The 14,717-nt window shown below is 40.4% G+C and carries 10 protein-coding genes; 9 read left to right on the forward strand and 1 reads right to left on the reverse strand.

Translation table 11 applies throughout. The features are described from left to right. Positions 1–134 precede the first annotated feature (134 nt). The 7 genes from QZ738_RS13440 (at position 135) to QZ738_RS13470 (ending at position 11,008) form a co-directional block, all read left to right on the forward strand. Positions 135–917: a lytic transglycosylase domain-containing protein gene (locus QZ738_RS13440; RefSeq protein WP_293788273.1), complete on the forward strand. Its 783-nt coding sequence runs from the start codon at positions 135–137 to the stop codon at positions 915–917. Positions 918–1,396: 479 nt separating this feature from the next. After that, the gene (locus tag QZ738_RS13445; protein WP_293788274.1) at positions 1,397–2,440 is read left to right on the forward strand and encodes a ferredoxin--NADP reductase; all 1,044 of its coding nucleotides are present in this window, start codon (positions 1,397–1,399) and stop codon (positions 2,438–2,440) included. Between the two features lie 341 nt (positions 2,441–2,781). Then, complete coding sequence (gene uvrA, locus QZ738_RS13450) at positions 2,782–5,697, forward strand: excinuclease ABC subunit UvrA (protein ID WP_293788275.1); 2,916 nt, start codon at positions 2,782–2,784, stop codon at positions 5,695–5,697. A gap of 74 nt (positions 5,698–5,771) precedes the next feature. Beyond that, the gene (locus tag QZ738_RS13455) at positions 5,772–6,539 is read left to right on the forward strand and encodes a TatD family hydrolase (RefSeq protein WP_293788276.1); all 768 of its coding nucleotides are present in this window, start codon (positions 5,772–5,774) and stop codon (positions 6,537–6,539) included. 235 nt (positions 6,540–6,774) lie between these two features. Then, entirely contained in the window at positions 6,775–7,794 is a 1,020-nt protein-coding gene (locus tag QZ738_RS13460; protein ID WP_293788277.1) for an asparaginase, read from the forward strand. Positions 7,795–8,446: 652 nt separating this feature from the next. After that, the gene (locus QZ738_RS13465) at positions 8,447–9,859 is read left to right on the forward strand and encodes a rhodanese-like domain-containing protein (protein ID WP_293788278.1); all 1,413 of its coding nucleotides are present in this window, start codon (positions 8,447–8,449) and stop codon (positions 9,857–9,859) included. Positions 9,860–10,015: 156 nt separating this feature from the next. Continuing rightward, positions 10,016–11,008: a YpdA family putative bacillithiol disulfide reductase gene (locus tag QZ738_RS13470; protein WP_293788279.1), complete on the forward strand. Its 993-nt coding sequence runs from the start codon at positions 10,016–10,018 to the stop codon at positions 11,006–11,008. A 75-nt stretch (positions 11,009–11,083) separates the two neighbouring features. On the opposite strand, the gene QZ738_RS13475 is transcribed toward QZ738_RS13470, so the two are convergent. After that, entirely contained in the window at positions 11,084–12,103 is a 1,020-nt protein-coding gene (locus QZ738_RS13475) for an alpha/beta fold hydrolase (protein ID WP_293788280.1), read from the reverse strand. A 293-nt stretch (positions 12,104–12,396) separates the two neighbouring features. Here QZ738_RS13475 and QZ738_RS13480 point away from each other — a divergent pair, with 293 nt between their 5' ends. Then, positions 12,397–13,368, forward strand: a complete 972-nt coding sequence (locus tag QZ738_RS13480; protein ID WP_293788281.1) for a polyprenyl synthetase family protein — start codon at positions 12,397–12,399, stop codon at positions 13,366–13,368. Next, the gene (locus QZ738_RS13485; RefSeq protein ID WP_293788282.1) at positions 13,368–14,423 is read left to right on the forward strand and encodes a TerC family protein; all 1,056 of its coding nucleotides are present in this window, start codon (positions 13,368–13,370) and stop codon (positions 14,421–14,423) included. Before QZ738_RS13480 ends, QZ738_RS13485 begins: the two co-directional genes overlap by 1 nt. Positions 14,424–14,717 lie beyond the last annotated feature (294 nt).

The raw sequence follows: 14,717 nt of genomic DNA on the forward strand, positions 1-14,717 counted from the left end.
AAAATTTAAAATCCGCGTTTAAAGTGGTTTAAAGGCTGTTTTTTGCACTTAATTACGTAACTATTTGATAGTGTGCTTATTATTTTTTAGCTTTGCCAGCGTTTTTATTAAGTTTCACCAAAAAAAGGAGGAGAATGTTAAAGAAACACATCGTACCATTTTCAGTAGTGGCAACACTATTTATTCTGGCAAAAGTGTTCACTTACCAAATGCCCTTAACAAAAAAAAGTCTTTTTAAGGAAGAAAAATTAAGCTCTACAATAACAAAAACTGATAGCATAAAAGTTGAAGACGTTGTGAAACCTCTTTCTTTAATGGCCCAGTTAAATTTCGCGGATGAAACCCTGCCTTTGGGCGATAAAAGGGTGGAAAGAAAAATGAAGAAAATTTTGGCCGCACACAGTTACAAGAACACACAAACCAATCTTTTGCATCAAAAAGCAGCAAAATGGTTCCCGATTATTGAACCCATACTTGCCGCTTACGGTATCCCAAACGATTTTAAGTATTTGGCTTTGGTCGAATCTGGAATGACTGAAGGGACTTCGCCTAAAGGTGCAGCCGGAATCTGGCAGTTTATGCCGGGTACTGCCCGTAATTATGGATTAAAAGTAAACGGGAATGTTGATGAGCGTTATAACCTGCGCAAATCTACAATTGCAGCCTGTAAATACATTAAAGAAATGTATAAGGGTTTAGAAAGCTGGACATTGGTGGCTGCGGCCTACAATGTTGGCGATGGGCGTTTGCGCAAGCAGATCAATAATCAGAATCAGGACAATTACTACAAAATGAGGTTAAACCGCGAAACCGGTGGCTACGTTTACAAGGTAATTTCCATGAAGCAGATTATGGAACACCCGAAACGTTACGGTTACAAAAAACCGAGGGTATTATTGGCTTATAATGGCGGATAATATCATTAAGATAAAGACAAGCATTTGGTAAGGCGTCCCGGTTTCAATATCGGGACGCTTTTTATTTAAAGGTGATTTCACAGATTATTGGATTCCACCGATTCGTTTTGCATCATGCCGACCAATGAACAAGTGACAAATGAACCAATGCGCTTTTTAGCCACGGCAGCACGGATTAACACGGAATGGTTTTACCATATAAGAAATGTAAGGTCATTTAGCGTATGTATATCTAAATATATTTGATCATTATTATAAATTTCTATTATACAAAACACAGGTTTCTCTGATCGGTGTTTTTCCTAAACCCTAAACCCTAAACCCTAAACCCTAAACCCTAAACCCTAAAAGTTTCCATTTGGCGGTTTGCAGTTATCAATGAACAAATGGCTAATGAACCAATTAACAGTTTAGGATTTGCATTCACCAATGAACTAGACCAATGGACTAATAAACTAATAATTTCCTTTCTTTGTATTATGTTCAAACTGCGCATCAATAAAATAATCAGCCAACCTGGAGATAACCTTACATTTCAGTTAGAAGAGATGGATCAGAAATACCCGGACTATCTTGCTGGTCAGTTTGTTTCGTTGGTTTTTCAGGGTAAACATCAGGAGATCAGAAGATCCTATTCATTTAACAGTTCGCCTGATGTGGATGAGCCTTTGGCCATCACGGTAAAGCGGGTAGAAAATGGGGAGATCTCCAGGTTTTTGCATCATAAAACTTCGGTAGATGATATTCTTTTGGCACAGGAACCACAGGGATTGTTCAGTTACATTCCAGATGAAAATCTGGAAAGAGATCTTTTTCTTTTTGCTGCAGGCGTTGGGATTACACCGCTATTCTCGATTTTGAAAACAGCACTGGTGCGTGAGAAAAAATCGTTGATTACTTTAATATATAGTAATCGATCGAAAGAAGACACGTTATTTTATGACGAATTGATTGAATGGCAAGAGAAATATCCTGATAGATTGAAAATAGTGTGGGTTTTTAGCAACAGCAAAAACTTAATGACGGCCAGGCTAAACAAATTTTATATCGAAAAACTGGTTAGAGAACATTTACATTTCGAACGGGATCAAGCACTGTTTTACAGTTGCGGGCCTATTATCTATATGGATTTATGCCGGATTACCTTATTGGGGATGGGCTTCGATATTAAACAGATTAAAAGAGAAACTTTCGTATTGCCAGAGGATGAAGTTGATGAAGATGACAGCTCTGAAAAAATAGTCGATAAAAATACCTACTCCGTTATTTTAAATTTTGAAGGCAAAACGTACAATCTTGCTGTGCCATGGCCAAAAAGAATTCTGGATGTTGCACTTGAAAATAAGATTAAATTACCTTACAGCTGTCGTGGGGGTGTATGCAGTACCTGTGTGGCCAATTGTACCAAAGGCGGGGTAAGGATGGATTATAACGAAGTGCTTACCGATGATGAGTTGGAAAGGGGCCGGGTTTTGGTTTGTACCGGCCACCCTACGGAGAACGGCACGACGATTGAGTGGTAGATAGATCATTTGTCATTGGTTCAATCGTTCATTTGTTTATCGGCCATATGTGGGTGCAAATATTGGTCTTGGTGCCATTTATCGTTGAATCGTCTCGAGCATAGCCGAGAGATCTTTACAGATGATTTCTCAAAGAAACACAAAACCATCACCGGTTAAGAAGCGTTTATTGTTGAGAAAAGAGTAATGGTGTTATGTGAAAGTACAGTTCACATATTATGACAATTAATCCTTAATACAGCTTGGCTTAAACTTTCTTTTTGATAAAATTTTTAGCATTTTTGCAGATTAAAATCCGGCCTATTTTAAGCATGGATTTTGGCCCCAACTTTAAATAAAATATGAGCAATAAATCTGTCGACCTCGGCGAGCAAAAAGATGTAGAAGTATATGGTGCGAGGGTACATAATTTAAAGAATATAGACGTTAGCTTTCCGCGAAACGAACTTGTGGTGATTACAGGCTTAAGTGGCAGCGGTAAATCTTCCCTGGCCTTTGATACCATTTACGCTGAAGGTCAGCGCCGGTACATGGAAACTTTCAGTGCCTATAGCCGCCAGTTCATGGGAGGCATGGAGCGTCCGGATGTAGATAAGGTTTCGGGTTTAAGTCCGGTTATTGCCATTGAGCAAAAAACCACCAGCAAGAACCCACGCTCTACTGTAGGTACCATCACCGAAATTTACGATTTTATGCGTTTGCTTTATGCACGTGTGGCTGATGCGTATTCGTACAATACGGGTGAGAAAATGGAACGCATGAGTGAAGACCAGATCCTCCAGAATATCTTCAATAAATTTGATGGTTTGGCGGTAAATATCCTTGCGCCGGTGGTTAAGGGTAGAAAAGGACATTACCGGGAGCTTTTTGAGCAAATCCGCAAACAGGGTTATGTGAAAGTGCGTGTAGATGGGGAGATCAAGGATATTACGGCTAAAATGCAGGTGGATCGGTATAAAATCCACGATATTGAGGTGGTAATCGACCGTTTAATTGTAGATGGAAAAGATAAAAAGCGCCTGCTTGATTCTTTGCAAACCGCAATGAAAATGGGTAAAGGGGTCATTAAAATCAGCGATAAAGATAATAATGTAGCGCATTTTAGTAAGTTTTTGATGTGTCCAACCACGGGTATCTCTTATGATGAACCTCAACCCAATAGTTTTTCGTTCAATTCGCCTTATGGGGCTTGTGAGCGTTGTGACGGTTTGGGCTATATTTTCGTGGTGGATAAAGAATCGGTTATGCCGAATCCAAAGTTGAGTATTTTGAACGGTGGCCTGGCCCCGTTGGGTGAATACCGCGACATTTGGATGTTCCAGGTACTAAAGGCATTAGCTAAAAAATATAGTTTCTCACTTTCTACTCCAATCGAAAAGTTAAGCGATGAGGTCATCAATATCATTTTAAATGGTTCACCTGACCTGATCAAAGTTGAGGTAGAGTATAATAAATGGAACGTTCAGAATTATAACATCACTTTTGATGGAATAATTAAAATGCTCGAAGAGCAGAACGAAAAAAGAAGCGAATCTGCAGCTGATGATATGGACGAATTCAGGAAGCTGAAAACCTGTCCGGAATGCCATGGGGCCCGTTTGAAAAAAGAGAGCCTGCATTTTAAAGTTGATGGCAAAAACATTTTCGAGCTTTCGTCGATGGATATTAATAACCTTCATCAATGGTTCGAAAAAGTTGAGGAGCGCCTGTCCGACCGTCAGAACATTATTGCCAAAGAAATTTTAAAGGAAATTAAAGCCAGGATTGGTTTTTTAACTGATGTAGGGTTAACCTATTTAACCTTAGACCGTACGGCGCGTACACTATCTGGTGGTGAGGCGCAACGTATCCGTTTGGCCACACAGATCGGCTCGCAATTGATGAACGTCATGTATATCCTTGATGAGCCTAGTATTGGTCTGCACCAGCGTGATAATGAGCGGTTAATTAATGCCCTGAAAAATCTGCGTGATCTCGGAAATACGGTTCTGGTGGTGGAGCATGATAAGGATATGATTCTGGAGGCCGATTGGGTAATTGATGTGGGGCCTGGAGCAGGTATTCATGGTGGAACCGTTGTTGCAGAAGGAACCGCTGCACAGATCCTGAAATCTGATACTTTAACCGCTGATTACCTGAATGGTAAAAGAAGTATTGAAACACCAAAAGTCCGCAGAAAAGGCAATGGGCATAAGTTATCACTAGTTAAAGCCACAGGTCATAATTTAAAAAAGGTTTCTGTCGATTTCCCTTTGGGTAAATTTATTGCCGTAACCGGCGTTTCGGGCAGTGGCAAATCGAGTTTAATTACCGAAACTTTATATCCCATTTTAAACCATCATTTCTTCAGAGCCAAGAAAACACCTTTGCCTTACGAAAAGATCAATGGCTTAAAAGAAATCGATAAGGTAATTGAGATCGATCAGGCGCCCATTGGCAGAACGCCACGCTCAAATCCATCTACCTATACCGGGGTTTTCTCTGATATCAGGAATTTGTTTGTTCAATTGCCCGAAGCGAAAATCCGTGGTTACAAACCCGGCCGTTTTTCTTTCAACGTAAAGGGTGGCCGTTGCGAAACCTGTCAGGGCGCGGGTTTAAAGGTAATCGAAATGAACTTTCTCCCTGATGTGCAGGTGCCCTGCGAAGAGTGTGGCGGAAGAAGATACAACAGGGAAACCTTAGAAGTGCGTTTCCGTGGAAAATCGATCAGTGATGTATTGGATATGAGTATCGAAGACGCTTGTACTTTTTTTGAAAATATTCCCGTTATCTATAGAAAGATCAAAACCTTAAAAGATGTTGGTTTGGGGTATATCACTTTAGGGCAATCGTCGGTTACGCTATCGGGAGGGGAGGCGCAACGGGTAAAACTCGCCACTGAACTTTCAAAAAAAGATACCGGAAAAACTTTCTACATTTTAGATGAACCCACTACAGGTCTCCATTTCGAAGATATTAATGTGCTTTTAGGTGTGCTACAGGAACTGGTTGATAAAGGAAATACCATTTTGGTGATCGAACATAATTTAGATGTGGTTAAAGTTGCCGATTGGGTGATCGATCTGGGTGAAGAAGGCGGTGCTGGTGGCGGAAGGATTTTATTCGAAGGTACACCGGAAGGTTTGATCCAAAATCCGATCAGTTTGACAGGTAAATTTTTGAAAAAGGAGATGGAGTATAATCCCCAGTCCCAAGTCGGAAGTCCTGAGTCTACAGCCAAAGCACCAAAAAAAAGTAAGGGCGGAAAGAAATAGAAATCCTGATCAAAGTATCAGGAGCGGTAGTCCATCCTGATACTTAATTCTAAATACTTGATACTATATAAAAAATGCTTTTCACTGATACCCATACCCATTTATATTACGAGCAGGATGCTGAGAAACAGGCTCAGTTAATGGAGCGTTGTATTGAAAACAATGTAAGCCGTTTGTTTCTGCCAAATGTTGATGTTAAATCAATTTCGATGATTGATGACCTGGTGGCAAAATATCCATCTAACTGCTTTGCAATGGCTGGTTTGCATCCATGTGATGTAAAGGAAGATTACCTGACCCTGCTGGAGGAAATTCACAACAGTATGGCCGGGAGGAAAATTTATGCCATTGGCGAGATCGGGATTGATCTATACTGGGATAAAACCACTTTAGCTATTCAGCAGGATGCCTTTCGTAAACAGATTAGCTGGGCTAAAGATTTAGGATTGCCCATTGTGATCCATTGCAGAGAAGCTTTTGATGAAGTTTTTGAAGTGTTGGAAAGTGAAAAAGATGAAAAATTACGCGGTATATTCCATTGTTTCACCGGGAATTTGGCACAGGCACAACAGGCTATTGACTTAAATTTTTACCTGGGTATTGGAGGTGTGGTTACTTATAAAAAAGCAGGTTTGGATGTCGTACTTGCCGGTATCCCGTTAGCTGATCTGGTTCTTGAAACCGACTCGCCTTATCTGGCACCGGTTCCTTTCCGCGGTAAACCCAATGAAAGCAGTTACCTGATTTATATTGCGCAAAAACTCGCTGATATTTATGGCGTTTCCATCGAAGAGATCGCCGATGTAACCACGGAAAATTCAAAAAAGATTTTTGGGGTGTAGGATTTAGGTCGGTCGTCATTTCGACTGAAGCGCAGCGTAATGGAGAAATCTGTCCTCAAGATTATCTCTTTACTCCAGAATAGGTAATTGTTAATTATATAAATATTTGCTTTTTTAATTATCAAATTGATAGTTTTATTTGTATAATACCACTATTTGTTGCCAATTTCAAAATATCGCCCGATCATTTACAAATTTTTAGTTTCTTTGCGCTGAGCAACCTTCACTAAACCAAATGACCAAAATACTTATTATCTATACTGGTGGCACTATCGGTATGGTTAACGACCCTACAAACGGAATGTTGGTTCCGTTTGATTTCGAGCAGATTAAAGAAAACGTTCCGGAACTGGGCCGTTTAGATTATCATTTAGATGTACATTCTTTTAATCCGGTTTTGGATTCTTCAAACATGGATCCCGAAATATGGAAAACACTCGCAGAACTCATTTACCACAAATATGATCAGTATGATGGCTTTGTGATCCTGCACGGATCAGATACCATGGCCTTCACCGCTTCGGCACTGAGTTTTATGCTCGAAAATTTAGATAAACCAGTCGTTTTAACCGGGTCGCAACTTCCAATAGGCGAAATCAGGACTGATGCGAAAGAAAATCTGATTACTGCTTTAGAGATTGCAGCAACAAAAGAAGACGGTAAGGCACTTTTTCCTGAGGTTTGTATTTATTTTGATGCACAACTATTCAGAGGCAACCGCTCTATAAAATATAACAGTGAAAAGTTTGAGGCTTTCCGATCGCCAAATTACCCCGTACTTGCAGAAGCTGGTGTACATTTACAGTTTCACAGAAATTATATTTTGAAAGCTACCGGTGGCAAGTTAAAATTGCATACCAATTTTAATTCGAACATTGGTGTACTCAAATTATATCCTGGAATTACGCCGCAAGCGGTTCAGGCTATTACCGATTCTAAAGTTGATGCCGTTATTTTAGAAACTTTTGGTTCAGGCAATACTTCCACTGCGCGATGGTTTTTAGATAGTTTGAGGCAGGCCATTTTAAACGGGAAAATCATTATCGATATTTCTCAATGCAAAAAAGGCTCTGTGCAGTTAGGCCGCTACGAAACCAGCAGGGAATTATTAAAAATGGGGATTGTAAGCGGTTATGATTTAACTTTTGAAGCCACCGTAACCAAACTGATGTTTGTGATGGGCTTGGGTTTATCGGTAGAAGAAAGCCGTAAATTGATGGACGAATCATTAAGAGGCGAATTGACCAAAGATTAGCATTTAAGGAAATGTGCTAGAGTTGTTATCTTGAGGGATAAGTTATTGTATAAAATCAATAGGAACAACAGATAGTAAAGAAGCTGAATGGTCTAAAAGTATCGTCATTTTCGACTGCAGTGCCTGCCCATACAGACTGGGAGAAATCTTTTAAATCTGATTTCAATAGCTTAGTCCAAAGATCTCTCCACTGCGCGTTGCTCCGGTCGAGATGACACCGGACTAGAACATTCTGTCAATGGTAGCCTGTCTAAGGATCTGGATAAAGTATAAACGTTGGTTGGGATTTGTAATCCCGTCTATTGATTTAATTCTTTGACATGTAAAGTGCTGGGTGGATTTTGCGTTAGGGATTGTAAGGGTTCAGTGCCGATCCTTCATCGGTACCGGAGCGCAGCGCAGCCCTGAAAAGCCCGCTCCTTGCGCAGCTTGGTGGAACGCCCAAATCGATAGTAAATAACAATTTTCAGTTAGCAGTTAGCATTGTAGTAAGTAAAACTTCTGCAATTATGAGCAGCATCATTTCGGTTATCGGTATTTAGCCCTATTTTTGTTACGAGAAAGGTATAAGGCGAAAGGTTTAAGGCGTAAGGTTTGTTTGTGCTTATGCCTTGATACTCACTTCTAACATCTCAATACTCAAATCTAAAGAATGAAAATAGAACAGATATATACAGGTTGCCTGGCTGAAGCCGCTTATTACATTGAGAGTGATGGCGAAGCTGCCATTATAGACCCTTTAAGAGAAGTTGCAACCTATTTAAAGAAGGCAGAAAAGGCCGGCGCCACCATTAAATATATTTTCGAAACGCATTTTCATGCCGATTTTGTTTCTGGTCACGTTGATTTAGCCGAAAAATCGGGTGCTGAGATTATTTACGGACCAACTGCCAAAACTGAATTTAAATCGCATGTTGCTAAAGACGGCGAGCAATTTAAAATCGGTAAGCTAACTATAACCGCGCTACACACACCAGGGCATACCTTAGAATCGACTACTTACTTGTTGACCGACGAAAATGGAAAAGATCATTGCATTTTTAGTGGCGATACTTTGTTCATCGGTGATGTTGGCCGGCCTGATTTGGCACAAAAAGGTAATTTAACCATAGATGATTTAGCCGGAATGCTTTACGATTCGTTAAATGAAAAAATAAAACCTTTAGCTGATGATGTAATTGTTTATCCGGCTCATGGCGCTGGTTCGGCCTGTGGTAAAAGCATGAGTAAAGAAACTTTTGATACCTTAGGGCATCAAAAACAGGTTAATTATGCTTTAAAGGCTGAAACCAAAGAACAATTTATTGCCGAAGTTACGGATGGTATTATGCCTCCTCCACAATATTTTGCTAAAAATGCGGCCATTAATAAAGGCGGAGTAGAAAGTATTGATGACGTTTACGAAAAAGGACTAAATGCCTTAACGCCGCAACAATTTGAGGATTTGGCCAACCAAACGGGTGCCATCATGCTCGATACCCGCGATCCGCAGGTTTTTGCAAAGGGTTTTATCCCTAACGCGATCAATATCGGTTTAAACGGACAGTTTGCGCCTTGGGTTGGTGCTTTGATTAGCGATTTACAACAACCGATTTTATTGATTACCGACCAGGGGAAAGAAGAAGAAACCATCACCCGTTTAACCCGCGTGGGTTATGATAACACCATCGGTTATTTGGATGGTGGGTTTGAAAGATGGACAGATGCCGGAAAAGAAATTGATACCATTGAAACGATTTCTGCAGAAGCTTTTGAAGAGGCTGCCTCTAACGGAGAAATTACGGCGCTTGATGTGCGTAAGCCGGGTGAATATGAGGCGGAACATCTGGAATTTACGCTTAGCCGTCCATTGGATTTTATTAACGACTGGACTGGAGAGATCAATCCGAAAGCTACTTATTACATTCACTGTGCAGGTGGTTACCGCTCGATGATTGCCGCTTCTATTTTGAAATCGCGTGGGGTAGAACATGTGATTGACGTAGCGGGTGGTTATGGCGCAATAAAGAATACAGGCTTAAAAAGAACGGATTTTGCCTGTCCGAGCAAAGTAATGAAAGTATAATTGATATAAAAAAGCTTTTTAAGTTTTAACCATTGAAGTGATTTAAGAAGATATAAGCTCATATGCCCCTTACATTTCTTATATGGCCGGTATAAAAGGTTAAAATACCCCGGCATTTATATTGTTTTAAACCTTAAAATTTTAATAAATAGTCAATTGGCAAATCAAAATCATTACGATATAATAATTATAGGTGCTGGCCCGATAGGTATGGCTTGTGCAATCGAAGCCCAAAAAGCGAATTTAAGCTATGTAATTATAGAAAAAGGTGCTTTGGTGAACAGTTTGTTCAACTACCCGGTATTTATGACGTTCTTTTCTACTTCGCAAAAGTTAGAAATAGGGGGCGTGCCTTTTGTAACCATCAGCCCCAAGCCAAATCGTAACGAAGCCGTAGAGTATTATCGCCGTGTAGCCGAAAAATTCGATTTAAAGATCAATCTTTTTGAACGGGTGCAACAGGTGATTAAAAACGAATCTGATGTTTTTGAAATCAAGACTTCTAAAACAGGTTATACTGCAAAGAATGTAATTGTTGCCACAGGTTTTTACGACGTACCTTTATTGATGAATGTTCCTGGAGAGGATTTACCAAAAGTAACACATTATTATAAAGATCCGCATTTATATGCCTTCCAGAATGTAGTGGTGGTCGGGGCCAATAACTCTGGGGTTGATGCTGCCTTAGAAACCTACCGCAAAGGTGCAAATGTAACTATGGTGGTGAGGAGTGGTGAACTTGGTCCGCATGTTAAATACTGGGTTCGCCCCGATATACAGAACAGGATTAAAGAGGGAGAAATCACTGCTCATTTCCATTCAGAACTGGTTGAAATAAGAGAAGGTGAAGTGGATATTAAAACGCCGGAAGGGATTAAGACCATCCCAAATGATTTTGTAATTGCGATGACAGGCTATCAGCCCGATTTTTCGATGTTGAGGAATTTTGGCATTGAATTACCAGAAACTCTTTGCCCGGCTTACAACGAAGAAACCATGGAAACCAACGTGAAAGGCTTATACCTTGCTGGGGTAGTTTGCGGAGGTTTAGATACCCACAAACTGTTTATCGAAAACTCCAGGGTGCATGCCGAAATGATTGTGAAGAATATTGTGGGTTATAGAGGATTTCCTTTAAGCTTAGATTAAGTTGCCTAGCGATGGGTTGTCATTTCGAGCGGAGTGCAACGCAGTCGAGAAATCTTTCTAGTAGATCTCTCCAATTCACTGCGTTTCAGTCGAGATGACGTTTTCATTGAGCGGGGCCTTTAGCGTACTCGTAACAAAACTTACAATCGCCTTTTCCACACCCGGCAAATCTTTCGAAGTGATATACGATCCCATCACATGGTTTCCAACATTTGGTAGCGCTACTTTTCTTTTTAAGTAAGCCGGTGTACCCAGTTCATTAAACATTTTCAGCATCGCGTCTACACGAACAACGGGATCCTGCTCGACTTCATTTTTATAGTAATAAAGCATTAACACCGGTTGCTTTATCTTTTGGAAAGTTTTTTTAAACATAGTGCTTTCAATAAATTCTTCCAGTTCTACCAACGATTCCAGCCTGTAATTGGTGTACCAGTATTTCTTGTATTCATCGGTGCGGTCGTCTACCTTACGTTCATCACCTCCAACAACCCTTCTGGCAATCTGTAAGCCCCAGGGATTGTTCAAAAGCCACGCGTTTTTATCATTGATGGCCACGTTTGGCGACATTAAAATCAAACTGTTAATTTCAGGATAAGTTGCTGCTAATTTTAACGCCACGGTGGCACCGGTAGACGTCCCCAACAGAATTACTTTTTTGCCTAATTTTTTGCCGATGGCATAAGCCTGTTTGCTGGTTTCCCAAAGGCGGTCGGCCGTAAAATATTGCATGGGTGCCAGGGTATCGATACCGTGATCGGCCAGGCGGGCTAGGTATAGGTTGGCATGCAACGCTTTAGCTAAATTTAAATGTACCGGGTTACCTTCTGTTTTTGAAGCTGAAAATCCATGTAAATACACCACGGCATATTCGGTTTGCTGGTGAAGGCTATCGGCCCAAACAATTTCAGCTTCGTTACCGGGTTTTATGTTGTGCATGGATTCGATACTGGTTACATAGCTGTCCAGATCAGCAAGATCGGGTACTTTCGTCAATACTTTACTAAATAATGGCTTTTTGGGCTTTGGGCCCAATAAATAAGTAGCAACCACAAGTACAGATAGCCCAAGAATAATTTTGTAGCGTTTTTTCATTGATGCCAGCCTTAGAAAAGCTTAAATGTAAAGTTTGAAATTAAATAATGCCAATATTTCTGAGATTTATTGTGCGCAATGAGGGGAACCTGGATGGCACAGCCCTTTCGGCGTAAACCTGATAGCGCCAAATAGCGCAGCGCCTGAAGCATCGGGGTGGGAACTATGGGCAATAGCAGGACTGAAGATGTTAAAGATTACCGGCCCTTGTTCCCAAATCCTTAATAATAAGCGTGCAGATTACCTTTTTATGGGAAATTAGCTTAAGTTTGCAATCAAAATTTTTCGACTTAATGCCGGGAATCGAACAGATAAAAACACCTATAGCTGCTGATATTAAAGCGTTTGAAAAAACCTTTAAGGACTCCATGCATAGCGACGCACCGTTGCTGGATAGGATTACCCATTATATTGTAAAGCAAAAAGGCAAGCAGATGCGGCCGATGTTCGTGTTTTTTGCAGCTAAACTGTGCGGCGGAATTACCGAATCGACCCACCGCGGGGCGGCTTTGGTTGAGCTTTTACATACGGCCACTTTGGTGCACGATGATGTGGTAGATAATGCTTATGAACGCCGTGGCTTTTTCTCTATCAACGCTTTATGGAAAAATAAGATTGCGGTTTTGGTTGGCGATTATCTGCTGGCCAAGGGATTATTACTTTCGGTAAACAATAATGAACACCGTTTGTTACAGATTGTATCAGAAGCGGTAAAACAGATGAGTGAGGGCGAGTTGCTGCAGGTGGAGAAAGTACGGAGAATGGACATTTCGGAAGATTTATATTTTGATGTGATTCGCCAGAAAACAGCTTCTTTAATTGCTTCGTGTTGTGCTGCGGGTGCAGCATCGGCAGGTGCTGATGATGAAACGATTGAAAAAATGCGCCTGTTTGGTGAAAAAGTTGGCATAGCTTTCCAGATTAAAGATGACACTTTCGATTTTGGGACAGATGATGTAGGCAAACCTTTGGGCATTGATATTAAAGAAAAGAAAGTAACCCTGCCATTGATTTATGCCTTAAATAAAGCGGAAAAAGCAGAACGTAAAAAAATAATCAATCTGGTGAAAAATCATCAGGACGATCCGGTTAAAATACAACAGATCATCGATTTTGTAAATACCCATGAAGGCGTTTACTACGCAAACCAGAAAATGCTGGATTACCAAAACGAAGCCTTTGCGATTCTGCATAGCTTTGATGTGGGCGAAGCCAGAACTGGTTTAGAACAACTTGTATTGTATACCACTGAACGTAAAAAATAATGGGTAACGAATTACTTTTCAGCTTAGGCTTTTTGCTTTTTATTGTACTTATCCTGGCTTTAGACCTTGGTCTTTTTAGCAGGAAAGAGCATGTGGTGAGCTTAAAACAAGCCGGGATCATGAGCGTGATTATGGTAGCCCTGGCCATAGGATTTTATTTTATCCTAATGGTTGAGGGACATCAGCTACATGGAATAAAAGATTTTGCCCACCTGCAGGAAATTGTAACCCTGCACCAGCACCATATCAAATTAATCCCAAATGATTTCGAAGGTAGTCTGGCAATTTATAAGCAAAACCTGGGGCTCGAATTTTTAACGGGCTATGTTATTGAATATGCACTTTCGGTAGATAATATCTTTGTAATCGTCCTCATCTTCTCGGCATTTGCGGTTGAGGAGAAATATTATCACAGGGTATTGTTCTGGGGCATATTAGGCGCCATTATTATGCGTTTCATCTTCATTTTTGTGGGGGCGGCGCTGATTACGAAATTTGCTTGGATCCTTTATGTTTTTGGGGCCTTTTTGGTATTTACCGGGGTGAAAATGTTTTTCAGCAAAGAAGAAGATGATAAAATTGATCCCGAAAACCACCCTGTGGTAAAATGGGCTTCAAAAATATTTTCCATTCATCCCAAATATGAGGGTAAAAATTTCTTTGTTAAAATCAACCATAAAAGGATGGTTACACCATTGTTTTTGGTGTTGCTGATTGTGGAATTTACTGATCTTTTATTTGCGGTTGATTCTATTCCGGCAATTTTTGCGGTAACCAAAGATCCCTATATCGTATTTTTTTCTAATATTTTTGCCATCATGGGCTTGCGGTCTATGTTCTTCTTATTGGTCAATATTATTCATAAATTCCATTATCTAAAAACGGGTTTGGCTTTCCTGCTGGCTTTTATCGGTGTAAAAATGTTAGCGCATACCTATCTGGAGAAATGGGGTTTCACTACGGAGCATTCTCTAATTGTGATTTTAAGTATTCTGGTGATCAGTATTGTGGCTTCGCTGGTTTTTCCAAAGAAAGTGAATCATATTAAAAATTAATTTTTCCAATCACTAAATACGTCATCGACTGTAGTGCAGCGAAATGCCCGCCTGTGCGGACAGGCCTGCCCGTACAAGTGGAGAGAGATCTATTAAAGCAGATTTTAGCGTTACAGGAATTTGCTAGCCTCATAATGGCGCAGCATCTTCCGCCTAAAGAAAAGATGCTTCGTACCTACCATTGACGTTATTTTGTTATCATTTGATAGTTAGACACTTGTGCACAATGCATTTCCGTCTAACAAGGCCTTCGCACTGTGCCCCCGTTCTACTTAAGTCCGGCCTAACAAATTT

Origin of the sequence: uncultured Pedobacter sp. (assembly GCF_913776295.1) — a bacterium.
GTDB lineage: Bacteria > Bacteroidota > Bacteroidia > Sphingobacteriales > Sphingobacteriaceae > Pedobacter.

Coding starts and splice junctions, on each gene's coding strand:
- QZ738_RS13440 (WP_293788273.1), top strand. CDS start 135: ATGTTAAAGAAACACATCGTACCATTTTCAGTAGTGGCAACACTATTT.
- QZ738_RS13445 (WP_293788274.1), top strand. CDS start 1,397: ATGTTCAAACTGCGCATCAATAAAATAATCAGCCAACCTGGAGATAAC.
- uvrA (WP_293788275.1), top strand. CDS start 2,782: ATGAGCAATAAATCTGTCGACCTCGGCGAGCAAAAAGATGTAGAAGTA.
- QZ738_RS13455 (WP_293788276.1), top strand. CDS start 5,772: ATGCTTTTCACTGATACCCATACCCATTTATATTACGAGCAGGATGCT.
- QZ738_RS13460 (WP_293788277.1), top strand. CDS start 6,775: ATGACCAAAATACTTATTATCTATACTGGTGGCACTATCGGTATGGTT.
- QZ738_RS13465 (WP_293788278.1), top strand. CDS start 8,447: ATGAAAATAGAACAGATATATACAGGTTGCCTGGCTGAAGCCGCTTAT.
- QZ738_RS13475 (WP_293788280.1), bottom strand. CDS start 12,103: ATGAAAAAACGCTACAAAATTATTCTTGGGCTATCTGTACTTGTGGTT.
- QZ738_RS13480 (WP_293788281.1), top strand. CDS start 12,397: ATGCCGGGAATCGAACAGATAAAAACACCTATAGCTGCTGATATTAAA.
- QZ738_RS13485 (WP_293788282.1), top strand. CDS start 13,368: ATGGGTAACGAATTACTTTTCAGCTTAGGCTTTTTGCTTTTTATTGTA.